Source organism: Streptomyces sp. NBC_00086 (assembly GCF_026343255.1).
Taxonomy (GTDB): domain Bacteria; phylum Actinomycetota; class Actinomycetes; order Streptomycetales; family Streptomycetaceae; genus Streptomyces.
In genome coordinates, this window is the sequence record NZ_JAPELZ010000001.1 from 1,201,442 (window position 1) to 1,225,514 (window position 24,073).

Genomic DNA, 24,073 nt, shown 5'->3' on the forward strand with positions numbered 1-24,073 from the left:
TTCTTGCTGACACCCAGAACCTAGAAGAACCGGACATTTCCTCGCTCTAACGCTTTCCGCCCCCGAAGCCCCTGCGTCCTTACACCGTCCCGATCAGCGCTTGCGGCGGCCGCGGCGGGAGGTCGGCTCGGCCGGCTTCGGATCCGGGGGGTCGATGCGGTGGAGGTCGAGGGTCGCCGGGAGCGGGACGGCTCCGGGGCCGCCCGCTTCGGCCCAGGCGATGACCTCGTCGGTGGCGGTGTCGTCCAGGGCCCAGCCGAACCAGACCGCGCGGGCGCCCCGGCGGCGGGCCTCCGTGGTGGGCTGGACCACGATGACGTTGGCCTGCGCGCAGGGGCCGAGGCAGTCGCTCGTACGGACGGCCAGGCGCCCGTCGGAGGCCGCCGCGGCCTCGCGCAGCCGGGCGAGCTGTCCCGCGTGGTCGGTGCCGGGGTTCTTGCGGGGGTCGCCGCAGCAGCAGCCCCGGCAGACCACCAGGGTGCAGGGGCGCGGGGCGTGGGCGGAGAGCGGGCGTATCCAGGTCACCGCCGCACGTTACCGGGCCTGCGGGACCGGGTGTTGGGGGGTGTGCGAGACCTCCGCCACATGGCCGGCGGCGAGTTCGTGCTGTTCCGTGGCCTGCGGGTCCTGTGTGGCGTGCGGGTCCTGCCGAGCTTGCGGGTCCCGCGCGCGCCGGCGGGCCAGTACCGCGCAGACCATCAGCTGCATCTGGTGGAAGAGCATGAGCGGCAGCACGGCGAGGCTCGCCTGGGCGCCGAACAGGACGCTGGCCATGGGGAGTCCGGCGGCCAGGCTCTTCTTCGACCCCGCGAACTGGATGGCGATCCGGTCCTCGCGGGTGAAGCCGAGGCGCTTGGCCCCGTACCAGGTGACCGCCAGCATCACGGCGAGGATGACCGCCTCGACGGCCATCAGCCCGCCGAGGCGCGGGAGGCTGATCCGGCGCCAGATCCCGGCGACCATGCCCGCGCTGAAGGCGGTGTAGACGACGAGCAGGATCGAGCCGCGGTCCACGTAGCCGAGCACCTTCTTGTTGCGGACGAGGAAGCCGCCCACCCAGGGACGCAGGGCCTGGCCGAGGAGGAAGGGCAGGAGCAGCTGGAGGACGATCTTCACCAGCGAATCGAGGGAGAAGCCGCCCGCGCTGTTGCCGAGCAGGCCGGCGGCGAGGAGGGGGGTCAGGAAGATGCCGATGAGGCTGGAGAAGGAGCCCGCGCAGATCGCGGCGGGGACGTTGCCGCGGGCGATCGAGGTGAAGGCGATGGAGGACTGGATGGTGGAGGGGACCAGACAGAGGAAGAGCAGGCCGCTGTAGAGCGGTGGCGTGAGGACAGCGGGCACCAGGGTGTGCGCGGCGAGACCCAGGAGGGGGAAGAGGAGGAAGGTCGAGGCGAGCACGGTGAGGTGGAGCCGCCAGTGGCGCATGCCGTCGAGGGCCTCGCGGGTGGAGAGCCGGGCGCCGTAGAGGAAGAAGAGCAGGGCCACCGCCGCGGTGGAGGCGGCCTCGGCCACGGAGGCGGCCGCGCCGCGGGCGGGCAGCAGGGCGGCGAGGCCGACGGTGGCGAGCAGACCCATGATGAACGGGTCCAGCGGGAGCCGGGCGGGGAGGTGCGGGCGGCGCATGGGGATGCTCACTTGCTGAGGTCGACGGGAGGCGGGGCAGAGCCGGACCGGACCGGACGACGGGACGGGGCTCGACGGATTCCCTTCCATTCTCGGTGGCGGGCTGGTGATCGGGAAACCCGCACACCGCTCTCACTGTCATCACGGAACGTGATGAGCGGGGCTAGGGTGAACGCTATGTACGACCCCGTTCAGCTGCGCACCTTCCTCACCGTGGCCCAGACCCTGAGCTTCACGCAGGCCGCCGCCCGGCTCGGCGTGCGCCAGTCCACGGTCAGCCAGCACGTGCGCCGGCTGGAGGAGGCCACGGGCCGGCCCCTCTTCCTGCGCGATACGCACAGCGTCGAGCTCACCGAGGACGGCGAGGCCCTGCTCGGTTTCGCCCGCTCGATCCTGGAGGCGAACGAGCGCGCGGCGGCCTTCTTCGCGGGGACGCGGATCCGCGGCCGGCTGCGCTTCGGCGCCTCGGAGGACTTCGTGCTGACTCGGCTGCCGGAGATCCTGGAGGCCTTCCGGCACGAGCACCCCGAGGTGGAACTGGAGCTCTCCGTGGAGCTCTCGGGGACCTTGCACGAGCGGCTGGACGCGGGGCGGCTGGACCTCGTACTCGCCAAGCGGCGCGGCGAGGGCGACGAGCGGGGCCGGCTGGTGTGGCGGGACCGGATGGTGTGGATCGGGGCCGAGGGGCTGCGGGTGGACCCGGACCGGCCGGTGCCGCTGATCGTCTTCCCGCCGCCGGGGATCACGCGGGCGAGGGCGCTGGACGTGCTGCAGGCGGACGGGCGGCCGTGGCGGATCGCCTGTACGAGCGGCAGCCTGAGCGGTCTGATCGCGGCGGCGCGGGCGGGGCTGGGCGTGATGGCCCACACCCGGGGGCTGATCCCGCCGGGGCTGGTCCGGGTCGGCGGCCTCCCGGACCTCGGAACGGTGGAGTTCGCACTGCTGCGGGGCCCCCGCGGCTCCGCCGCGGCGGAGGCCCTGGCCGCGGCGATCCTGTCGGGCGCGGACCGGCTGACGCGGGCGGCGTAGCCGGGGCCCGGACCCGCTCCCCCCGCCGGGGAGGTTCCGGCTGGGACGGCCGGTGCGCCCTTGCCGCCCCCTTGCCGCCCCCTTGCCGCGTCCGGAACTCCCCCGACCTGGGCACTCGAACACCCGCGGGGCCGAATGTGCCGCCGTTCAGGGCGCCGTGCGCTTAGGGTCGCCGTACGCCAACCGGTCGCGGTCCGGCGGGAATTCGTACGGGACGGGCAGGGGGACGCGCATGAAGATCGCGGTACTGGGGACCGGTGAGGTCGGGCAGCGGCTGGCGGGGAAGCTGGTCTCGGTCGGGCACCAGGTCACGATGGGGTCCCGTACGGCGGACAACGCCGGCGCCGCGGAGTGGGCTGCCGCGACGGGCGGTGCCCACGGGACCTTCGCGGAGGCCGCCGCCACCGCCGAGCTCGTCGTCAACGCGACCGGCGGACTGGTCTCGCTCGCCGTGCTGGAGGCCGCCGGGGCCGGCAACCTCCGGGGGAAGACCGTCATCGACGTCTCCAACGCACTGGACTTCTCCGAGGGGTTCCCGCCGAAGGTGGTCACCCCGGACGGGCACAGCGTCGCCGAGCAGCTCCAGAAGGCCTTCCCCGAGGCGCGGATCGTCAAGACGCTCAACACCATGAACAACGCCGTCATGGTCGAGCCCGGCCGGGTGCCCGGACACCACACCGTGTTCGTGAGCGGCGACGACGCCGGTGCCAAGGCCGAGACCATCGCGCTGCTGCGCTCCTTCGGCTGGGCGCCCGAGCAGATCACCGATCTCGGCGACCTGTCCAGCGCCCGCGCCACCGAGGCCCTGATGGCCTTGTGGCTGCGCCTCTACGGGGTGCTCGGCCCGGTGGACTTCAACATCTCCGTGGTCACCGCCTAGAACACGCCACGGACGCGCCGCTGGGGAGGTCTTGTGGAGGTCTTTCTTCCGTGATCACCAACGGGTGGGCGTGGGATAGCGTCGCCGCGCCGTACGGAGAGGAGCGGGCCTTGCACGAGATCACCGTCCCACCGGTCGTCACGGGCTCACCCGTCGGCGGTCTGGCCGACGCCGTCTTCCTGCACGCACGCGAGGACCCCGGCCGGGTCGTGCTCGGCCGCAAGTCGGACGGGGTCTGGGGGGACGTGACCTCCGGCGAGCTGGCCTCCGAGGTGCTCGGGCTCGCCAAGGGGCTGCTCGCGCAGGGCATCCGCTTCGGGGACCGGGTCGCGATCATGTCCCGTACCCGGTACGAGTGGACCCTCTTCGACTTCGCCCTGTGGGCGATCGGCGCCCAGCCGGTCCCCGTCTACCCCTCGTCCGCCGCCGAGCAGGTGCACTGGATCCTCTACGACTCCGAGTGCACGGCCTGTGTGGTGGAGGACGAGGACCAGGCCATGACCGTCGGGTCGGTGATCGACCGGCTGCCGATGCTGCGCCGGCTGTGGCAGCTGGACGCGGGCGCCGTCGAGGGGCTCGTCGAGGACGGGCTCCAGGTCGCCGAGGACGTCGTGCACCGCCACCGCAGCGCCGTGACGCCCGATGCGACGGCCACCGTCATCTACACCTCGGGGACCACCGGACGCCCCAAGGGCTGTGTGCTGACCCACGGCAATTTCATGTTCGAGGCCGACACGATGGTGACCCGCTGGGAGTCCGTCTTCCGGGCCGGGCCCGGTGAGCAGCCGTCCACCCTGCTGTTCCTGCCGCTCGCCCACGTCTTCGGGCGGATGGTGGAGGTGGCGGCCGTCCGCTCCCGGGTGAAGCTCGGGCACCAGCCGGTGCTGGCGGCGGCCGAACTGCTGCCGGACCTCGCCGCGTTCCGGCCGACGTTCGTGCTCGGGGTGCCGTACGTCTTCGAGAAGGTCTTCGCCGCCGCCCGTCGCAAGGCCGAGACCGAGGGCCGGACGGGCCCCTTCGACCGGGCGGTGGAGACGGCCGTACGGTACGCGGAGGCGCGGGAGCAGAAGGCGTTCGGCGTCGGGCCCGGGCCCTCGGCGAAGCTGCGCATGGAGCACCAGCTCTTCGAGAAGCTGGTGTACGGGAAGGTCCGCGAGGCACTGGGCGGCCGGGTGCGGTACGCCATGTCGGGCGGCTCCGCGATGTCGCGCCGGCTGGGGCTGTTCTTCGACGGCGCCGGGGTGACGGTCTTCGAGGGGTACGGGCTCACCGAGTCCTGCGCGGCCGCCACGGCGAACCCGCCCGGGGCCGTCAAGTACGGCACCGTCGGGCGGCCGATCCCCGGCGGTACGGTGCACATCGCCGAGGACGGGGAGATCTGGCTGTACGGCGCCCACGTCTTCTCCGGGTACCTGAACGACCCGCACGCCACGGAGGCCGTCCTGCGGGACGGCTGGCTGGCGACGGGGGACCTGGGGCGTCTCGACGCGGACGGGTACCTCACGATCACGGGGCGCAAGAAGGAGATCCTGGTGACCTCCAACGGCAAGAGCGTGGCCCCGGCCGCCCTGGAGGAGCGGGTCCGCTCGCACCCGCTCGTCTCCCAGTGCGTCCTCGTGGGCAACGACCGGCCGTACATCGCGGCCCTGCTCACCCTGGACATGGAGGGGGTCGCGCACTGGATGGCGATGCGCGGCCGCCCCCGGCTGCCGACGGCGGACCTGGTGCTCGACCCCGATCTGACGGCGGAGGTCCGCCGGTCGGTGGTGGCGGCCAACACCCTGGTCTCCCAGGCCGAGTCGATCCGCACGTTCCGCGTCCTGGCCGAGCAGTTCACCGAGGAGCGGGGGCTGCTGACGCCCTCGCTGAAGCTGAAGCGGCGGGCCATCGAGAAGGTCTACGCCCAGGAGGTGGCGGCCCTCTACCAGTCCTGACGGGCGCCACCGTCACGATGCGTCGGCCGGCGAAGCGTGATCACGCCAACGGTCCGAACCGTTACCTGACGGGTCGTCACTTTACTTGTCGTTGATATTGACGATGCGTCAGGTCGCGCACAGAATGCGGGGATTCCGACCGGAGGGGATCCACACATGTTGCGACCGATCCGCACCCTGGCCGCCGCGGCAGCGGCGCTCGCGCTCGTCTCCGCCTGCAACTCCGCCTCCAACAGCGCCTCCCCCGACAAGCCGGGGGCCGCCGGCAATTCCCGCGGCGTGACCAAGGACTCCATCAAGGTCGGCGGCCTCGTGTCGATGACCAGCGCCAGCGGCTACAGCAAGAAGGGCACCGACCTCGGGGCCAAGGCCCGCTTCATGAGAGCCAACGCCGAGGGCGGGATCAACGGCCGCAAGATCGACTACATCGGGGCCGAGGACGACGGGCAGGACCCCGCCAAGAACCTGGCCGCGGCCCGCAAACTCGTCCAGCAGGACAAGGTCTTCGCGGTCTCCCCCATGAGCTCGGTCACCTTCACCGGCGCCGACTTCCTGGAGCAGGAGAAGGTACCCACCTTCGGCTGGGGCACCCTCCCCTCCTTCTGCGGACCCAAGTACATCTACGGGTTCAACGGCTGCCTCGTTCCCACCCCCGGCGGCACCATCAACCAGACCTGGCCCGAGGGCATCGGCCAGATCCTCGGCGGCGCCGCGGGCAAGTCGGTCGCGATCATCGCCAACGACAGCGACGCCGGAAAGTTCGGCGTGCGCACCTTCCAGCAGGGCTTCACCAGCGCCGGGTTCAAGGTCGCCTACGCCAAGGCCTCGGTGCCCGGCACCGCCGTGCCGAGCGACTGGTCGGCGTACGTCAAGGAGATCCTGGAGAGCAACGGCGGCAAGGCCCCCGACGCGGTGGTCTCCGTCATGCAGACCCCGAACAACATCGGGCTGTTCACCTCGCTCAAGCGCAGCGGGTACAAGGGACTGCTCTCCGACCCGACCGACTACGACCCGGGTCTGCTCGCCAAGGACGCCACCAAGCAGGCCCTCGACGGCGTGCACGTCCTGCTCCAGTTCGAGCCGTTCGAGTCGACGAACCCGAAGATGGCCCAGTTCAAGGCCGACATCAAGGCGGCGTCGGGCGGGCTGGAGGTGCCGCTCAACATGCACATGATGACCGGGTACATGTCGGCCGACCTGTTCGTGTCGATCGCGCAGAAGGCCGGCAAGGACCTCACCGTCGAGTCCTTCCAGGCCGCCGCGCAGGGCTTCTCCGACACCGGCACCCTCGTCGGCAACCGCGCGGAGCCCAAGGGCCAGAAGGACAGCTTCGGCTGCGGGGCGCTCGTCCAGCTGAAGAACGGCGCGTACGAGGTCTCCGTACCGTTCAAGTGCTACGAGCCCATCCCCTTCAAGTAGGGGTACGGGAAACCGAATGGGAGATCTGCTCGCCTTCGTACTGAGCGGTCTGGTGTCCGGCGCCCTGTACGCACTGCTGGCCACCGGGCTGGTGCTGTCGTACTCGGCGTCCGGGCTGTTCAACTTCGCGCACGGGGCCACCGCCTACCTGTGCGCGCTCACCTTCTACGAACTGCACTCCGGGCTCGGCTGGCCGGCCGTCCCGGCGGCGCTGCTGGTGGTCCTCGTACTGGCGCCCGGGCTCGGGTGGGCGCTGGACCGGCTGATGTTCCGCCGGCTCGCGCAGGTCGGCGAGACGGCGCAGATCGTGGCCACCATCGGGCTGCTGGTGGCCCTGCCGGCGGCCGGGCTGTGGACGGTGGAGCTCCTCACCGAGGCGGGAGCGCCGCTCAAGCCGGCGGAGAACCAGTTCGGACTGCCGGGGGTGGGGCCGAGCCCCGCGAAGTCCTGGCAGCTCACCGCCGACGTGGGCATCGACTCCGACCAGCTGATCACCTGGGTGGCCACCGCCCTGGTGGCGGTCGCCCTGTGGGTGCTGATGCGGCACACCCGGCTGGGGCTGCGACTGCGGGCCGCCGTCGACAACCGCTCGCTCACCGAACTGCGCGGGATCGACGCCGACCGGCTGTCCTCGGTGGCGTGGATGATCGCGTCGGGGCTGGCCGGGCTGGCGGGGGTGCTGGCGACCCCGCTCCTCGGGCTGTCGGCGCACGATTTCACGCTGTTCCTGTTCGTGTCGGCCACCGCGGCCGTCATCGGGCGGTTCGCCTCCGTCCCGCTCGCCTTCGCCGGCGGGCTGGGGCTCGGGGTCCTGCAGAACCTGGTCGTCGGCTACGCGTCCTTCGCCGACTCCGTCACCGGCTTCAGGACGGCCGTGCCCTTCCTGATCCTCTTCGGCGGGCTGCTGGTGCTCACCCGGCGGGCCCGGGCCGCCGGAACCGCCGCCGTGGACGTGGCCTCGCCGGACCATCTGGCCGGGGCCCCGTGGGGACGGCGCTGGGGGGTGTGGGCCGCGGGCGCGGTCCTGCTGGGCACGGCCTTCTACACCGTGACCACACCCTTCTGGAGCGGGCTCCTCGCCCAAGGGCTCGCGCTGGCCCTGGTGTTCATGTCCTTCACCGTGGTCACCGGGCTCGGGGCGATGGTGTCCCTGGCCCAGGGCACCTTCGTGACCGGGGCCGCGCTGGTGGCCGGACTGCTGATGAGCCGCGGCTGGCCGTTCTTCGCGGCGCTGGCGGTCGGCACGTGCGTGGCCGCTCTGCTGGGAGCCCTGGTCGCATTGCCCGCGCTACGGCTCGGCGGGCGCTCCCTGGCGCTGGCGACGCTGGCCCTGGCCTTCCTGGCGGACCAGGTGCTCTTCCAGATGCGGTGGCTGCGCAACGGGGACTCCGGGTGGTCCATCCCGCGCCCCGTCATCGGGCCGGTGGACCTCTCCGACGACCGGGCGCTGGGCGTGGCCCTGCTCCTCCTGGTCGCGGCGGTCGCCGCCGGGCTGAGCGCGCTGCGGGCCTCCCCCTCGGGCCGCGCGATGCTCGCCGTACGGTCGGCTCCCGCGGCCGCGATGGCCTCCGGGGTGTCCGTGCTGCGCACGAAGCTCCTCCTCTTCACCCTGTCGGCGGGGCTGGCCGGCTTCGGGGGCGTGATGTACGCCTCGTACAACACCCGCATCACCGCTACGGACTTCACGGCGATGACCGGGCTGGTGTGGCTGGCGGTGGTCGTCGCGGCGGGCGTGCGCAGGCCGCAGTACGCGGTGGTGGCGGGGCTGGTCTTCGCCGTCGCTCCGCGGGTGATGGCGGACTACGTGACGGAGTCGGCGCACCTGCCGGTGATCCTGTTCGGCCTGGCGGGGTTGGCCTTGGCCAACGACCCCGACGGCTACTGCGCGGCGGTGCCGGTACGCCTGGCCCGCCGCCGGGCCGGCGCCTCGTCCGGCGCCAAAGCCATGGCCTCCGCCGGCACCTCGTCCGGGGCCGAGGCCGAGGCCGGGGCCGGAGCCGGGGCCGGAGCCGGGGCCGGGGCCGGGGCCGGGGCCGGAGCCGGGGCCGGGGCCGGGGCCGGGGCATCGGCCTCCACGGGAGCCGGGGCCGGGGCCGAAGCCGAAGCCGGGGCCGGGGGCGTTCCCGCGGCACGGGTCGGTGGCGGAGCCGGGGTGGGCCCTGCGGGGCTCTCCCCCACCCCGCCCCTTCCCGAAACCGGGGCTCCGCCCCCCGAACGCCGGGCAGGCTGGAAATCAGCCCCGCCGGCGTTTGAGGCGCGGGGGTCCGGGGGCGGAGCCCCCGAAAGGCCCGGGGGGCCGGGGGCAGCGCCCCCGGTTTCGGGAAGGGGCGGGGTGGGGGACACGCTGCCCGCAGGGCAGGCCTTCGCAGCCGGGCACTCCCCGGAGGGATCCGCCCCCGAGCCGCCGGTTCTGGAGGCATCCGTCCCGGAGCCGCCGGCTCCGAACCAGCCCGCCCGGGACCTGGCCGTCCCGGACACAGCCATACCGAACCAGCCCGCCAGGGAGAGGGCGACCTCGAATCCACCGGCGGAGCCGCCCGTGGGGGCGCCCGCCCTGGAGCTGCGCGGTGTCACCGCCGGGTACGACGGGGGGCTCGTGCTGCACGGGGTGGACCTCCTCGTGCGGCGCGGGGAGATCCTCGCCGTGCTCGGGCCCAACGGGGCCGGGAAGAGCACCGCCTGCCGGGTGGCGGCCGGCGCGCTGGCCGTCGTCGGCGGGAGCGTCCACGTGGGCGGGCGGGACGCCACCCGCGACGGCGCCGTGGGCCGCTCCCGGGCGGGAGTGCTGCTCGCACCCGAGGGGCGGGGGATCTTCCCCTCGCTCAGCATCGAGGAGAACCTCGCCCTCTACCTGAGGGACCCGTCCGAACGGGACGCCGTCTACGACCGGTTCCCCCGGTTGCGCGAGCGACGCTCGGTGTCCGCAGGGGCGTTGTCCGGCGGGGAACAGCAAATGCTGGCCCTCGCACCGCTGTTGCAGCGCCCGCCCGGGGTGCTGATCGCGGACGAACCCTCCCTGGGGCTCGCCCCGCGCGTGGTGGACGAGGTGTACGGGCTGCTCATGGAGCTCCGCGCCGCCGGCACCGCGCTCCTGCTGGTGGAGGAGAAGGCGGCCGAGATCCTCGGGATCGCCGACACCGTCGCCTACCTCTCGCAGGGCCGCGTCTCCTGGTGCGGCCCGCGCTCCGAGGTGGAGGCGGACCGGCTGACCGAGGCCTACCTGGGGATGGCGACATGAGCGCGGGCGAAGCCCCGTACGTACTGGAGGCCCGCGGCGTCAGTGTCCGGTTCGGCGGGGTCAAGGCGCTGACGGGCGTGGACCTCGGGATCCGGGCGGGCGAGGTGTGCGGGCTGATCGGGCCGAACGGGGCGGGGAAGACCACCCTGTTCGACGTGCTGTCCGGGATCCGGCGGCCCGATCAGGGCCGGATGCTGCTCGACGGGGTGGACGTCACCCGGCGCTCCCCCGTCTGGCGGGCCCGCCGCGGCATGCGCCGGACCTTCCAGCGCCAGCAGTTGTTCGGACAGCTCAGCGTGGCCGACAACGTCCTGGTCGCGCAGGAGTGGCGGGGCGGGGGCGGCGGCCTCGCCGCCGATCTGGTCGCCTCGCCCACCCGGCGCCGCCGGGAGCGGGAGCGGCGGGAGCGGGCCGCGCGGGTGCTGGCGGACTGCGGCATCGGCGCGCTCGGGGACGCGTACGCCGGCGGTCTGCCGGTGGGGCGGGCCCGGATGGTCGAGCTGGCCCGCGCCGTGGCCGATCCGCCCCGGGTGCTGCTCCTGGACGAGCCCGCGTCGGGCATGTCCGCGCCCGAACGCGAGCAGCTCGCGGCGGTCGTGCGCCGGCTCGCCGAGGAGGAGGGCTGCGCCGTGCTGCTGGTCGAGCACAACGTCGCCTTCGTGATGGACCTCTGCACCCGGGTGGTCGTCCTGGACCTGGGCACCGTGCTCGCCGAGGGCACGGCCGCCGAGGTACGGGCCAACGCGCTGGTCCGGGAGGCGTACCTGGGGGCCTAGCGCGGGGACCCCGGCCTGTTCCCGCCGTACGGATTCACCCGTACGGCGGGAATAGGCCACGCCGGGGCCCGGTTGTCGCCGGTCGTACGGACCCGCGCGCACGAGCGTCCGTACGGCAGTCAGTACCCGTACCAGCGACGACCAGAGGGAACGACCGACGTGAATCAGGTCCCCGGCATCAAGCTCAACAACGGCACGCTCATGCCCCAGCTCGGCTACGGCGTCTGGCAGGTTCCGGACGCCGAGGCGGAGCAGGCCGTCCGGACGGCGCTGGAGGCGGGCTACCGCAGCATCGACACGGCCGCCATCTACGGCAACGAGGAGGGCACCGGCAAGGCCATCGCCTCCGCCGGGGTGCCGCGCGAGGAGCTCTTCGTCACCACCAAGCTGTGGAACGGGAAGTCCGAGACCTGGGGCCGGGACAACGCGCTCCGCGAGTTCGACGCCTCGCTCGCCAAGCTGGGCCTCGACGAGATCGACCTGTACCTGATCCACTGGCCGCGCCCGATGCGCGACGACTTCCTCGCCATCTGGAAGACCTTCGAGGAGATCGCGCAGAGCGGCCGCGCCAAGGCCGTCGGCGTGTCCAACTTCCGCCCCGCCGACCTGGAGCGGCTCGGCGCCGAGAGCTCCCTGGTGCCGGCCGTGAACCAGATCGAGCTGCACCCGCTGCTCCCCCAGAGCGAGCTGCGCGCCCTGCACGCCCGCCTGGGCATCGCCACCGAGGCCTGGTCCCCGCTCGGCCAGGGCAAGGACCTGCTCACCCTGCCCGCCGTCACCGCGATCGCCGCCAAGCACGGCCGCTCGGCCGCTCAGGTGGTCCTGCGCTGGCACCTCCAGCTGGGCAACGTCGTGATCCCGAAGTCCGTGACCCCGGCGCGGATCCGGGAGAACCTGGACGTCTTCGGCTTCGAGCTGGACGCCGGGGACATCGCAGCGCTGGACGCGCTCGGCGCGGGCTCGGCGGGCCGCCGGATCGGTCCCGACCCGGCCGAGTTCGACTACTGAGCCGCCGGTGAGCGAGGCGGCGAGAGAAACGAAGGCGCCCGACGGCGTGTACCTGATCCGCAATGCCGGGAGCGGGCTGCTGCTCCAGGTCGAGAGCGGCAACCGGGTCTGGGTCGGGCCGGACGGCGAGCCGGCCGCGGCCCGGCAGTGGGAGATCACCCCGGTGCACAGCGGCGGCGGGATCTTCCACCTGGTCAGCGTCCACAACGGCAAGCGGCTCGATGTCGCGAACGCGTCCACCGAGAGCGGCACCCGGGTCCAGGTGTGGAAGGCGAACGCCTTCGGGGCGCAGGAGTGGGTCGTGGAGGAGCACCTCGACGACCCGGGCGTGGTCTCGCTGATCGCCGCCATCAGCGGCCTGCCGCTGGAGGCGGACGCGGAGGGCCGGGCCCGGCAGTGCGAGGACAGCGACTCCCCGGCGCAGTGGTGGCGCCTGGAGCCCGCCTGAGGCGGGGACGGGAACGGGGCGGGGGCGGGGAGCGGGGCCCATCGCCACTGCCCCGCCAGCCCGCCCCGCCCGTCTACCCGCCCGTCAGGCCCGTACGAAGCCGCGCAGCCGGTACGTGGGCTCCGCGCGCGGGGTGTCCGGTCCCGGCAGCAGCTGCAGCCGGTCAGCGAGCTCGCGCGGGGTGATCCCGCGCGGGTGGACCCGGGAGGCGTACCGCCCGGCGAGCAGGGCTTCGGCGGCCCCGCGCGGGGTGCGGCCCTGGCCGTGGCCGGTGAAGAGGGTTTCGCCGGCGGGGTGCAGGCCCACCGCGGCCGCGTGGCCGGTGACGGCATGGGCGGAGTCGGCGGGGGTGGCGGTGAGGTGCTCGGCGAGCACCTCGTCGATATCGCTGCCCACGTCGTGGGCGGCGTCCTTGTCGACGGTGGTGACGAACACCCCGCCGGGCCGCAGCACCCGCCCGGCCTCGGCGATCACGGCGGCCACCAGCCCCGGCGAGCGGAGCAGGTGCAGCAGCCAGACCGCGCTGACCGCGTCGAGCGAACCCGAGCGGAACGGGAGCCGGGTCCCGGAGGCGAGGACCACCGGGACCCCGCGGGAGCGCGCCATGGCGGCCATCCCGTACGAGGCGTCCGCGCCGAGGACGCGCAGCCCCGGGCGGGCGGCGGCGATGCGGGTGGTGACGATGCCCGTGCCGCAGCCGAGGTCGAGCAGGGTGTCGGTGTCCGGCGGGAGCAGGCCGAGGACCGCCGCGGCGGCGGCCTCGGCGCGCGGGGCCCCGCCGCGGGTGGCGTCGTAGGCCTCGGCTTCGGCGTCGTAGTCCAGGAGCGGTCTCGGCGTGGGCACGGGGATGGGTGGTGCTTCCGGCATCAGGCGGCGCCGTGGGAGGGGGCCAGGGATTCCACCCGCTCGGCGAGGGTGAAGTCGGCGTCGGTGACGGAGTCTCCGGCGTCGTGCGTGTTCACCGAGAGACGGACGGTGTTGTAGCCGAGGGTGAGGTCGGAGTGGTGGTTCAACTCCTGCTGCACGGCGGCGATGTGGCTGACCAGCGCGCTCGCCGCGAAGTGGCTGCCCAGCCGGTAGGTGCGGATGATGCGGTCGTCCTCGAAGGCCCAGCCGGGGAGTTCCCGCAGCCGGTCCTCGATCTCCTTCTGCGAAAGCGGCTCTCTCGACATCCGCAGGCTCCTTCCCCGTAGACGACTGCCCGATTGGCCTGACGTGGAGTCAAGGTTCCCACAGCACGGGCTGGAGGGAAGGTTTCGCGCCATAGTGCGTGCGGGTGCTTCCCTGCCTTCCGTGACCACCGCGCCACCCCTATGCTCCTGCGCCGGACGTGACTGTTACCGCCGGTAATACCGCTGGGTGCCGACGACATCGAGGGAGCATCACCGTGACGCGCACAGGAAACTCCAGGCGCACGTTCATCGCGGGGGCCGCCGCCACCGCGGGCGCGTTATCGGCCGCCGGGAGCCTCGCGGCCCCGGCCGGGGCCGCCACCGGATCCGCCGCGGCCGGGCAGGCGCGCAGCGTGGCCGTCCTCGGCGGCGGGGTCGCCGGCCTCACCGCCGCGCACGAACTGGCCGAACGCGGCTACGCCGTCACCGTGTACGAGCGGCGGGCGCTCGGCGGCAAGGCCCGCAGCATGGACGTCCCCGGCAGCGCCCGCGGCGGGCGCCGCCCGCTCCCCGCCGAGCACGGCTTCCGCTTCATCCCGGGGATCTATCACAACCTGCCGGACACGATGCGGCGCATCCCCTTCCCGGGCAACGCCAACGGCGTCTGGGACAACCTCGTCGCCCCGCGCGAGATGATGTTCGCCCGGGCGGCCGGCCGCGAGGACCTGCGCGCGCCCATCCCCTGGCCGGAGCACTCCCCCGCCGAGCTGACCCCCGACGAGCTGCGCCGGGCCCTCACCGGGATCCTCCAGTCGCTGGTCCGCCTCCCGCTCCACGAGACGGCGTACTTCGTCGACCGCGCCCTGGTGTTCCTCACCAGCTGCGACGAGCGGCGCGACGGGCAGTGGGAGCGGACCCCGTGGTGGGAGTTCACCCGGGCCGCGCGGATGTCGAGCGAGTACCAGCGGATCCTCGCCATCGGCGTCACCCGCAACATCGTGGCCACCAAGGCCGAGGAGGCCTCGACCCGCACCGTCGGCAGGCTCGGCGAGGCCTTCGTCTTCAACCTGCTGGGCCGCGGCGCCGACGGCCCGCCGGACCGCATCCTGAACCTCCCCACCAACGAGGCCTGGATCGACCCCTGGGAGGCCCATCTGCGCTCGCTGGGCGTGGAGTTCAAGATCGGGTGGACGGTGCGCGAGGTGCGGTACGGGGACGGCCGCGTGAGCGGGGTCCTCATCGAGGACCCGGCCGGAGCCGCGCAGACGGTCACCGCCGACCACTACGTCAGCGCGCTGCCCGTCGAGCACGCCCGCCGCACCTGGAGCCCGGCGCTGCGCGCGGCCGACCCGATGCTCGGGCGGTGCGACCTGCTGCGGACCGACTGGATGACCGGCATCCAGTTCTACCTCACCGAGCGCGCACCCCTCGTACACGGGCACCTCAACTGCATCGACTCGCCCTGGTCGTTGACGGCGATCCAGCAGGCCGAGCACTGGCCGGCGCGGAACTTCCCCGCCGACTACGGGGACGGCGCGGCCGTGGACTGCCTGTCGGTGGACATCTCCGAGTGGGACAAGCCGGGGATCCTCTACGGGAAGACGGCCAAGCAGTGCACCCGCGAGGAGGTGGCCCGCGAGGTGTGGGCGCAGCTGAAGGCCTCGCTCAACGACACCGGGAAGACCCTGCTGTCGGACGGAAAGCTGCACTCGTGGTTCCTGGACCCGGGGGTGGACGGGATCGGGACCCCCCATCCGACCAACGAGGACCAGCTGTTGATCCACCCGACCGGGACCTTCCACAACCGGCCGAGCGCGGGCACCCGGATCCCGAACTTCTTCCTCAGCGGGGACTACGTGTCCGTCGACATCGACCTGGCGACCATGGAGGGGGCCAACGCCTCGGCCCGGGCGGCGGTCAACTCCCTGCTGGACAGGGATGGTTCACCGGCATCCCGGTGCACGGTGCGGCCGCTCTACCGGGCCCCGGAGGTGGAGTCCGCGAAGCGGCAGGACCTGTGGCGCTACCGCCTCGGCCTGCGGAACGTCTTCGACCTGGGGTGACCCGGCCGCGGGTGCCCGGCTGGGCTACCGTCGCGGTATGACGACTGCTGCGCCCTTGACGGTAGGAGCCCTGCTGCGCAACTGGCGGGAGCGGCGCGGGCTCAGCCAGCTGGAGCTGGCGGGCCGCGCCGACTCCTCCTCCCGGCACATCAGCTTCGTGGAGACGGGCCGTTCCCGGCCGAGCGAGGAGATGGTGCTGCGGCTCGCCGACCGGCTGGACGTCCCGGTTCGGGACCGCAACGCCCTTCTGGTGGCGGCCGGTTACGCGCCCCGGTACGCCCACACCCCGCTGGACGACCCCTCGATGGAAGTGCTGCGCGAGGGACTGGAACGGCTGCTGGCCGCCTACGAGCCGTATCCGGCGCTGGTGGTGGACGCCACGTACGGCGTGGTGGCCGCCAACCGGGGCATCATGATGCTGATGGAGGGGCTGCCGGAGCACCTCCTGGCCGGTCCCCTCAACGCGATGCGGCTGACCCTGCACCCGGAGGGCCTCGCCCCCCGCATCCGCAACCTGCGCGAGTGGCGCGGGCACCTGCTGGCCCAGATGGAGCGGCAGATCGCACTGGCCCGTTCGGCGCCGCTGCGCGCGCTGTACGAGGAGGTGGCCGCCTATCCGCTGCCCACCGGAGCGGCGGGGGCCGGCGAGGACGGGCCGCACGGGGAAGGGCCGTACCAGGACGGGCCGCACGGGGACGAGCCGTACCAGGACGGGCCGGTCGAGGCCGTCGCGTACCTCGCGCTCCCGCTGCGGATCGAGCACGACGGGCACCTGCTCTCCTTCGTGTCCTCCATCTCGACCTTCAACACCCCCATGGACGTGACGGTCGCCGAGCTGGCCATCGAGACCCTGCTGCCGGCCGACCCGGCGACGGTGAAGTACCTGCGGTCACTGGCGCCCTGAGCCCGCGCGCAGCGCCAGCTGCTGGAGGAGGGCGAAGGAGGCGACGGTGAGCGCCTGCGCCGGGATCCACACCGCCCCGACGGTGGTGGGCGTGAACCAGACCACGACGGCGACGAGGCTGAGCGCGGCCCAGGCGTAGTTGCCTTCGATGACGAGCCGGACGGGGAAGACCGGGGGCTGCCGGCGCGAGGCCAGCAGGCCTACGCCCGCCCCGTAGAGCACCAGGAACACCCCGAGCCCCAGCAGCAGCCCCTGCCCGACGCCGAGCAGGCGGCCGAGGGGCGCGGAGAGGGCGACGTAGGCGAGCCCGTTGCCGGTGGTGACGACGGAGTCGAGGGCGAGGAACCGACGCAGCGCGGTCCAGGGGACGGCGGTGCGGGCTACGGCGGTGAGCAGGGTTGCGGACATGGCGGATCAGCCTCCGTCGAGGGTCGAATGCACTGGTGGGGTACGAGCGCCCGGGCCCCGGAGCCGAGTGCGCGGCCCCGGAACCCGATGGCTCCACTGTGCCGCCGGAGCCCTGGCGGGTCGATTACCTGCCGGGTAATGGGCGCACGGCCGTCCGGGGTTCGCGACGGGGGCCGATCCCCACGTTTTTTGAGCTGAACGGAAGGAAACGTTGGGAGCCACCCTGTTCCGCCACGGAACCCGGGGTTAGGCTTCACGCAGAGCAACCAGTTCGAACCTTCTCTCTATTGACGGAGCAACACCCGGTGCGAGCCGCCGACCGGCCCGACCTCCGCGCGGTCCGGGCCCGTGTCGTGGCACTGGCGGAGCGCTGCGGCCAGGACCCCGCGCACGTGCTCGCCGTGGAGCGGCTCAGCCAGTTGTCCGGGGTCGAACCGGCCCTCCTGCCCGGGGTGCTGGACGGCACCGCCGCCGAGCTGCCGCTGTGCGAGCGGGTGCACCGGCGTTTCCTGCGGCTGCGCGCCACCCGCCGCGACAAGCACGGCCGGGAGTGGTCGCTCGCGGCCATAGCCGAGGACTTCGACGCCCCCGGCGCCTCCCTCGGTCCGCTCAACGCGGGCACCGGACTGCCCCGGCTCGGCCACGCGGCCGGCGTGCAGCGGTTCTTCGGGGTGTACGCCGGCTTCCTGCTCGCCGACAGCAAGAGCGCGGTCGAGCGCGCCCTGGCCACCACCGGGTCCGGGCCCGGGGGCCGGGCGGAAGGCCCCGCGGACGACCTCGAACGCCTCTCGTACCTCACCGGCATCACCCCGCAGGACATCCGGCTGACGCTCGACGGCAATCCGCCCCGGCTCCCGCTGAAGGAGCAGGTGCGCCGCCGCTTCGAGCACCTGCGCCGCACGCGCCTGCGGGAGGACGGCCAGCCCCACTCCCTGTCCGCCATCGCCGGCTCCTTCGACGCCTCGGGCCAGTCGCTGACCCGCCTCACCCGGGGCGAGGGGCTCCCCAACCTCGCGGCGGCCGCCGGGATCCAGCGCTTCTACGGGGTCGAGAGCGGCTTCCTGCTGGCCGACGACACCGAGGCGCTGGCCGGGGCGCTCGCCGGGATCGAGCGCGAGCTGCGGTCCTCGGAGCGGAACGCCGAGAACCCGATGCTCGCCGTGTTGCGGGCGCACGACGTGCGCAGCATCGTCACCCGGGCCGGCCGGCTCTCGCCGGGCGGCTGGAAGGCGCTGGCGGACTACCTGGACGATCTGCTGGCGCGGGAAGGGCAGTTGGGCCGCCCGGCCGTCCCCCGCCCGCCGGGCGGCGCCGAGGACATCGACCGCAGTGCCGAAGGGGGAGCGTCATGAGGACCACACGGGCCATGCGGAAGCTCGGCGACGATCTGCTGGCGGCGGCGCGCCTGACTCCGGGTACGGACGCCCCCGCCATCATCGGGAGCCTGTGCGCCGCCTACGGGAGCGGCCGCGACCGGCCGGTCGTGTTCCGGTTCGCCGTCTTCCCGCCCGACACGGCCAGCGGGCTGTGGCTGGAGATGGAGGACCGCGACCTCCTCGTCATCGAGGAGCGCACCCGGCCCGAGCACCAGCTCGTCATCGCCTGCCACGAGCTGTGGCACCTGGACGAGGGGACCTGCGACCGGCACGGTCAGGGCATGGCGGTGGCCGCCCGGCTGACCGGCCGGGGCGGCCGCCTGGCGGAGCTGCTGCACTCCGAGGACGGGCTGAGCTCCGTGCTGCGGCAGGCGGCCGCCCGGGCCGACCGCAGCGATCCCGCGGAGATCCGGGCGGAGACCTTCGGCCTGCACCTCGGAAAGATCCTCAGGACCTTCCTGCCACCGCCCCGGGAAGAGCAGGTACCCGAGGTGATCGAGCGCATCAAGACCTCGTTCGGCTGTGGACGTTGAGCGGGCCCCGGCCCACGCCCCCGGCGGCTGACCACCGCCTCCCGCCGACGCACCCATTCCGCCGATGCGCACGCGCACGGCCCTGACAGAGAGCACCACACGATGACCCAGTCCTCCCCGCACCGCCACGCCGTCGTCATCGGGGGCAGCATGGCAGGCCTCTTGGCGGCCGCCGTCCTCGCCGAGCACGCGAGGGTCACCATCATCGACGCCGACACCCTGCCCGAGCTCCCGGAGCCCCGGCGGGGACTGCCGCAGGCCCGCCACGTCCACGTCATGTGGTCGGGCGGCGCCCGCGCCATCGAGGACCTGCTGCCGGGCATCGTGGAGGACTGGACGGCGGCGGGTGCGATCCGCCGCAGCCTGCCCACCGACCTGGTCACCAAGACCGCCCGGGGCTGGATCCCGCGGTACGGGGAGAAGCAGTTCAACGTCTCGTGCAGCCGCGATCTCCTCGACTCCGTGGTCCGCGCCCGGGTGATCGCCCTGGACGGGGTCACCACCCTCCAGCGCGGCCGGGTCCGCTCCCTGGAGGGCACCGCGAGGCGGATCACCGGCGTCCGTGTCGACACCCCGGAGGAGGAGGGCCGGCTGATCACCGCCGACCTCGTGGTCGACGCGAGCGGCCGCGGCTCCCGGGCCCGCGCCTGGCTCCAGGAGCTCGGCGTGGACGGCGTCCGGCAGGCGGAGGTCGACTCCGGCCTGGTCTACGCGACCAGGATCTTCGAGGCCCCCGCCGGAGCCCACGAGCTGGGCTTCCCCATCGTCAACGTGCAGTCCGACCCCCGGGTCCCGGTCCCCGGTCAGACCGCGACGATCGTCCCCATCGAGAACGGCCAGTGGCAGGCCACCCTCTCCGGGACCCGGGGCGGCCAGCCCACCGGCGACCCCGACGAGTTCATCCCGTTCGCCAAGGGCATCCGCGACCCGATCGTCGGCGAGCTCCTGGAGGGCAGGAAGCCGCTGACCGACGTCGCCGTCACCCGGGGCACCGCCAATCGCCGGGTCTTCTTCGAGAAGGCCGAGCTCCCCGGCGGCTTCTTCGCCGTCGGCGACTCGGTCGCCACCTTCAACCCCCTCTACGGCCAGGGCATGACGGTCGCGGCCAAGGGTGTGCTGGCCGTCCGCGCCCTGCTGCGCGCCAAGAGCCCGGCCCACCCCGCCATCGGAATGGAGGCGCAGCGCGCCCTCGCCCCGCAGGTGGCCACCGCCTGGGAGCTCGCCACCGCGCAGGACATCCTGTACCCGGGCGCCACCGCAACGGAGCCGCGCGCCGGCGCCGGCCTGCTCAACTCCTACGTCTCGCGGCTGATGACCGGGGCCACCACCCGGCAGGAGCTGACCGCCGCCTTCCTGGAGGTCAGCACCATGAGCAGCCCGCCCACCCACTGGGTCAAGCCGTCGGTGATCTGGCAGGTCCTGCGCGCCTCGGACCGCGATGCGCTGGACGCCCCGCCGCTGACCGCCGCCGAGCGGGCCGTCGCGGGACTCGGCCAAGAGGCCGACCCCGTCGAAGCGCGCTAGCGCTGTGGCCGGCACCCCATGACGGACGGTCTCATCCTCTACGTTCCGGGGTTCGTGATCGTCCTGGCCCTGGTCATCAAGGCTCCTACGCTGCGCCGTGGCTGGGACCAGCCGCTGATGCGTGCCGTGTGCACACTGCTCGTGGTCGGTTCCCTCGCCATGTTCCTGTCCGGTCCGCCGACGATCGCCGCGGTCAACCGCCTCACCGGCATCGTCAACTTCTCCGCCCCCCTGGTCTACAGCACGCTCACCGCGTTCTCGGCGTCGTGCATCGTGCTGATCCTGCACTGGGGCGGCGGCCCGACGCCGGGGGTCCGCCGGGCCACCCGGATCACGGTGGTCGCGTACGGCGCCGTCGTCGTGACGATCGTCTTCCTGTTCGCGAAGGGGGACGCGCCGGTCGAGCGGCTGCGCGACCTGGACACGTACTACGCCAACACCCCGTGGATGCGCGAGATGATCGCCCTCTACCTGGCCGCGCACACCGTCGGCAGCACGGCGCTGACCCTGCTGTGCTGGAAGTGGCTGCGGCGGGTGGACCCGGCGCTGCGGGCGCTGCGCACCGGGCTGGCGCTGCTCATGTCCGGCATGGTGATGGACGTGGGCTATCTCGTCGCGAAGTGGGCGGCGGTCGGCGCACGCTGGTCCGGCCGGGACTGGGACGGACTGTCCACCCACCTGGCGCCGCCGCTCGCCTCCGCGGCGGCGTTGCTGGTCGGAATCGGGTTCATCGTGCCCCTGGTCGGCGGATCGACGGCCTGGCAGGAGCTCAGCCAGTACCGCCGGCTGCGTCCGCTGTGGAAGGCCCTGCACGGGTTCGCCGCGTCCAGTGTGATGACGGTGCCGATGACCTGGTGGTCCCCCGTCGGGATCCGGCTGATCCACCGAGAATCGGTGATCGACGACGGGCTGCTGGCGCTCGCCTCCTGGTTCGACCCCGCCGTCCGGAGCGAGGCCTACGAGGCCGCGCTGGCCCAGGGACGGTGCGAGCGGGGCGCCGCCCTGGTGGCGGACGCGGCCGTACTCGCGGCCGCGTGCCGGCGCCGTGCCGCCGCCGGCCGGGCGGAGCCGGGCCCCGGGTCCGGTCCCGCCGAGCCCTGCCGGCTCGGCGGCCAGCCGCTGACGGAGCTGGCGCGGGAGTTCCACACCTCGACCATCGTGGCGGAGGCCCGCCGCCGGGCCACGGCCGCCGTCTGAGAACTGGGCCCGGTCGCGTGCGGGCAGGGGCGGGACGGGACGGTCAGGCCGCCACCGCCACCGTTTCCCGGGCGGCGGCCGCCTCGCCCGTCAGGACCTTGAGCCGCTTGGTGAAGAAGACCATCACCGCGCCGGCCGCGATCACCATGGCGCCCTGCCACAGGAAGTTCCAGCTCTGCCCGATGACCGCGTCGAGCCGGGGCAGCTGCGCGCCGATCGCGTCGCCGGTGGCGGCGGCGAGGAACCAGACGCCCATCATCTGGTTGGTGAAGGCCCGAGGGGCGAGCTTGGTGGTGACCGAGAGGCCCACCGGGCTCAGGCACATCTCGCCCATCACCTGGATCACGTACACGCCCACCAGCCACATCAGCGAGACCTTGACCCCGCTGGAGGCGATCGCCGCGGCGCCCGACATGACCACGAAGGAGGCGCCGGTCAGCAGCAGGGCCAGGCCGAACTTGAACGGGGTGCTCATGTGCTTGCCCCGGCGCACCCAGAAGGCGGCGAAGACGGGGGCCAGGACGATCACGAACAGCGAGGGCAGCGACTGGGTCCAGCTGGCCGGGATGTGCCAGCCGAGCAGGGACAGGTCGGTCTTCTGGGCGGCGAACAGGTTGAGCTCGTTGCCCATCTGGTCGTAGACCAGCCAGAACAGCGTGGCGGCCAGGAAGAGCCAGACGTACGCCCGCAGCCGGGTCTTCTCCACCCGGTCGATCTTGGGGCTGCGGTACATCGAGAGCAGCACGCCCGCCGGGACCACCACGGCGACGATCGTCAGCACGAAGGTGATGTTGTCGATGCTCAGCGCGTGCGCGGCGGCCAGCAGGGCGACCAGTACGGCGGTGAAGACCAGGCCGTACGAGGAGGACTTGCGCACCTTGGCCCGCTCGGCGGCGGTGAGCCGGACCACGGGCTCCGCCCGCAGCTGCTCCGACAGGCGCCGGCCGCCGAGGACGTACTGGACCAGGCCGAGGGCCATGCCGACGGCGGCGGCGCCGAAGCCGAGGTGCCAGTCGACCTCCTCGCCGAGGTAGCCGACGACGAGCGGGGCGATGACGGCGCCGAGGTTGATGCCCATGTAGAAGATCGAGTAGCCGGCGTCGCGCCGCTGGTCGTCGTCGGCGGCGTACAGCCGGCCGACCAGCGCGGAGATGTTCGGCTTGAGCAGGCCGGTGCCGATCACGATGAGGACCAGGCCGGGCCAGACGAAGACCGGGTTCGGGACGGCCATCAGGGCGTGGCCGGCCATGATGACCACACCGCCCCACAGGACGGCCCGCCGGGCGCCGAGGAACCGGTCGGCGATCCAGCCGCCGGGGAGCGCCAGCAGCGAGATCATGGCCATGTAGACGCCTTCCACGGCCTCCGCGGTGCCCTCGTGGAGCCCCATGCCCCCGTGGCCGCGGGAGGCGGCGAGGAAGTGCACGAGGATGGCGACCATGCCGTAGAGGCTGAAACGCTCCCACAGCTCGGCGAGGACGAGGGTGGCGAGCCCGCGCGGGTGGCGCTTCCTGCCGACCGCCGCAGCGTCCGGTGCAGCGTCCGACGCCGGGGGCTTGTGCATATCCATCGAAGGCTTCACATATTCAGTGGAGCCCGCTCGCGCCGGACCGGGATCGGTCTTTCGGCCCGTTACCGCGGGAAACGCAGCGCCCCGGACCGAAAGGCCCGGGGCGTTCGCCGTACGACAGGGGGTGCGGGACGGGTCAGAGGTCCGCGAGGGCCAGCCCGGCCTGCGCGGCGGCGGCCTGGACGGTCTGCTCCAGCAGCACCGCGATGGTCATCGGGCCGACGCCGCCCGGTACCGGGGTGATCAGCGAGGCGCGGGCGGCGGCGGACTCGAAGTGGACGTCGCCGACGTTGCCCTCGTTGTAGCCGGCGTCCAGGACCACGGCGCCCGGCTTGATGTCCTCGCCGCGGATGAACTCGGCCTTGCCGACGGCGGCGACCAGCACGTCCGCCTGGCGGACGATGGACGGCAGGTCCACCGTGCGGGAGTGGCAGTAGGTGACGGTGGCGTTCTGCTCCAGCAGGAGCATCCCGGCGGGCTTGCCCAGGATCGCGCTGCGGCCGACGACCACGGCGTGCTTGCCGGTCAGGTCCACGTCGTAGGCCTCCAGCAGGCGCATGATGCCGCCGGGGGTGCAGGAGACGAAGCCCGGCAGTCCGAAGCCCATGGCGGCGAAGGAGTGCATCGTGACCCCGTCGACGTCCTTGCCCGGGGCGATGGCCTCGAAGGCGGCGCGCTCGTCGATGTGGTGCGGGACGGGGTGCTGGAGCAGGATGCCGCTGATCTCCGGGTCCTCGGAGAGCGCGGTCAGGGTGGCGACGAGCTCCTCGGTGGTCGTCTCGGCCGGCAGCTCCACGTGGCGGGAGGTGATCCCGGCCTTCGCGCAGCGGTTCTGCTTCATGCGCACGTAGGTGACGGACGCGGGGTCCTCGCCGACCAGCACGGTGGCGAGACAGGGCGCGGTACCGGTGCGCTCGGTGATCTTCGCGGCGTACTCGGCGGTCTGCTCGGAGATGCGGCGGGCGAGGGCGGTGCCGTCCATCAGCGTGGCGGTCTGGGCCGTCTGGGTAGTCGTCTGAGTGGTCATCGGG

21 protein-coding genes are annotated in these 24,073 nt (G+C 73.2%); 14 read left to right on the plus strand and 7 right to left on the minus strand.

Annotation, left to right across the window (positions count from 1 at the left end; all coding sequences use genetic code 11):
* Window positions 1-93: 93 nt before the first annotated feature.
* Complete coding sequence (locus OG276_RS05510) at window positions 94-525, minus strand: (2Fe-2S) ferredoxin domain-containing protein (RefSeq protein ID WP_266903277.1); 432 nt, start codon at window positions 523-525, stop codon at window positions 94-96.
* 9 nt (window positions 526-534) lie between these two features.
* Complete coding sequence (locus OG276_RS05515; protein WP_266912547.1) at window positions 535-1,623, minus strand: bile acid:sodium symporter family protein; 1,089 nt, start codon at window positions 1,621-1,623, stop codon at window positions 535-537.
* A gap of 177 nt (window positions 1,624-1,800) precedes the next feature.
* Here OG276_RS05515 and OG276_RS05520 point away from each other — a divergent pair, with 177 nt between their 5' ends.
* The 8 genes from OG276_RS05520 (at window position 1,801) to OG276_RS05555 (ending at window position 12,355) form a co-directional block, all read left to right on the plus strand.
* Window positions 1,801-2,652 (plus strand): LysR substrate-binding domain-containing protein, encoded by an 852-nt coding sequence (locus tag OG276_RS05520; RefSeq protein WP_266903279.1) that lies wholly within the window; start codon window positions 1,801-1,803, stop codon window positions 2,650-2,652.
* A 232-nt stretch (window positions 2,653-2,884) separates the two neighbouring features.
* Window positions 2,885-3,532, plus strand: a complete 648-nt coding sequence (locus OG276_RS05525; RefSeq protein ID WP_266903281.1) for an NADPH-dependent F420 reductase — start codon at window positions 2,885-2,887, stop codon at window positions 3,530-3,532.
* A gap of 110 nt (window positions 3,533-3,642) precedes the next feature.
* Window positions 3,643-5,466 (plus strand): long-chain fatty acid--CoA ligase, encoded by a 1,824-nt coding sequence (locus tag OG276_RS05530; RefSeq protein WP_266903283.1) that lies wholly within the window; start codon window positions 3,643-3,645, stop codon window positions 5,464-5,466.
* Between the two features lie 156 nt (window positions 5,467-5,622).
* Window positions 5,623-6,885 (plus strand): ABC transporter substrate-binding protein, encoded by a 1,263-nt coding sequence (locus OG276_RS05535; RefSeq protein WP_266903285.1) that lies wholly within the window; start codon window positions 5,623-5,625, stop codon window positions 6,883-6,885.
* Window positions 6,886-6,901: 16 nt separating this feature from the next.
* The gene (locus OG276_RS05540) at window positions 6,902-10,123 is read left to right on the plus strand and encodes an ATP-binding cassette domain-containing protein (RefSeq protein WP_266903286.1); all 3,222 of its coding nucleotides are present in this window, start codon (window positions 6,902-6,904) and stop codon (window positions 10,121-10,123) included.
* Window positions 10,120-10,899 (plus strand): ABC transporter ATP-binding protein, encoded by a 780-nt coding sequence (locus OG276_RS05545; protein WP_266903288.1) that lies wholly within the window; start codon window positions 10,120-10,122, stop codon window positions 10,897-10,899. Before OG276_RS05540 ends, OG276_RS05545 begins: the two co-directional genes overlap by 4 nt.
* A 159-nt stretch (window positions 10,900-11,058) precedes the next feature.
* Window positions 11,059-11,907: an aldo/keto reductase gene (locus OG276_RS05550; RefSeq protein WP_266903290.1), complete on the plus strand. Its 849-nt coding sequence runs from the start codon at window positions 11,059-11,061 to the stop codon at window positions 11,905-11,907.
* 7 nt (window positions 11,908-11,914) lie between these two features.
* On the plus strand, window positions 11,915-12,355 hold the full coding sequence (locus OG276_RS05555) for an RICIN domain-containing protein (RefSeq protein ID WP_266903292.1): 441 nt from the start codon (window positions 11,915-11,917) through the stop codon (window positions 12,353-12,355).
* A gap of 84 nt (window positions 12,356-12,439) precedes the next feature.
* On the opposite strand, the gene OG276_RS05560 is transcribed toward OG276_RS05555, so the two are convergent.
* Together OG276_RS05560 and OG276_RS05565 are read right to left on the minus strand one after the other, a co-directional pair.
* On the minus strand, window positions 12,440-13,198 hold the full coding sequence (locus OG276_RS05560) for a class I SAM-dependent methyltransferase (protein ID WP_266903293.1): 759 nt from the start codon (window positions 13,196-13,198) through the stop codon (window positions 12,440-12,442).
* Between the two features lie 23 nt (window positions 13,199-13,221).
* On the minus strand, window positions 13,222-13,527 hold the full coding sequence (locus OG276_RS05565; RefSeq protein ID WP_266903295.1) for a 4a-hydroxytetrahydrobiopterin dehydratase: 306 nt from the start codon (window positions 13,525-13,527) through the stop codon (window positions 13,222-13,224).
* A gap of 215 nt (window positions 13,528-13,742) precedes the next feature.
* On the opposite strand from OG276_RS05565, the gene OG276_RS05570 reads away from it, so the two are divergent.
* Window positions 13,743-15,530, plus strand: a complete 1,788-nt coding sequence (locus OG276_RS05570; protein WP_266903297.1) for an FAD-dependent oxidoreductase — start codon at window positions 13,743-13,745, stop codon at window positions 15,528-15,530.
* A gap of 37 nt (window positions 15,531-15,567) precedes the next feature.
* The gene (locus OG276_RS05575) at window positions 15,568-16,434 is read left to right on the plus strand and encodes a helix-turn-helix domain-containing protein (protein ID WP_266903299.1); all 867 of its coding nucleotides are present in this window, start codon (window positions 15,568-15,570) and stop codon (window positions 16,432-16,434) included.
* Here OG276_RS05575 and OG276_RS05580 read toward each other — a convergent pair.
* Window positions 16,420-16,842, minus strand: coding sequence for a hypothetical protein (locus tag OG276_RS05580; RefSeq protein ID WP_266903301.1), 423 nt, complete (start codon window positions 16,840-16,842; stop codon window positions 16,420-16,422). The genes OG276_RS05575 and OG276_RS05580 overlap by 15 nt on opposite strands.
* A gap of 305 nt (window positions 16,843-17,147) precedes the next feature.
* On the opposite strand from OG276_RS05580, the gene OG276_RS05585 reads away from it, so the two are divergent.
* The 4 genes from OG276_RS05585 to OG276_RS05600 all read left to right on the plus strand — a co-directional run bounded on the left by OG276_RS05585 (window position 17,148) and on the right by OG276_RS05600 (window position 21,472).
* Entirely contained in the window at window positions 17,148-18,194 is a 1,047-nt protein-coding gene (locus OG276_RS05585; RefSeq protein WP_266903303.1) for a hypothetical protein, read from the plus strand.
* The gene (locus OG276_RS05590) at window positions 18,191-18,751 is read left to right on the plus strand and encodes a toxin-antitoxin system, toxin component (RefSeq protein ID WP_266903305.1); all 561 of its coding nucleotides are present in this window, start codon (window positions 18,191-18,193) and stop codon (window positions 18,749-18,751) included. The genes OG276_RS05585 and OG276_RS05590 overlap by 4 nt, the downstream gene beginning before the upstream one ends.
* A 102-nt stretch (window positions 18,752-18,853) precedes the next feature.
* Complete coding sequence (locus tag OG276_RS05595) at window positions 18,854-20,275, plus strand: NAD(P)/FAD-dependent oxidoreductase (RefSeq protein WP_266903307.1); 1,422 nt, start codon at window positions 18,854-18,856, stop codon at window positions 20,273-20,275.
* Between the two features lie 18 nt (window positions 20,276-20,293).
* Entirely contained in the window at window positions 20,294-21,472 is a 1,179-nt protein-coding gene (locus tag OG276_RS05600; RefSeq protein WP_266903309.1) for an MAB_1171c family putative transporter, read from the plus strand.
* 43 nt (window positions 21,473-21,515) lie between these two features.
* Here the strand turns inward: OG276_RS05600 and OG276_RS05605 are convergent, their stop codons facing one another.
* Together OG276_RS05605 and OG276_RS05610 are read right to left on the minus strand one after the other, a co-directional pair.
* Window positions 21,516-23,036, minus strand: a complete 1,521-nt coding sequence (locus OG276_RS05605; RefSeq protein ID WP_266903311.1) for a peptide MFS transporter — start codon at window positions 23,034-23,036, stop codon at window positions 21,516-21,518.
* A gap of 142 nt (window positions 23,037-23,178) precedes the next feature.
* Complete coding sequence (locus tag OG276_RS05610; RefSeq protein ID WP_266903313.1) at window positions 23,179-24,069, minus strand: bifunctional 5,10-methylenetetrahydrofolate dehydrogenase/5,10-methenyltetrahydrofolate cyclohydrolase; 891 nt, start codon at window positions 24,067-24,069, stop codon at window positions 23,179-23,181.
* Window positions 24,070-24,073: the final 4 nt, after the last annotated feature.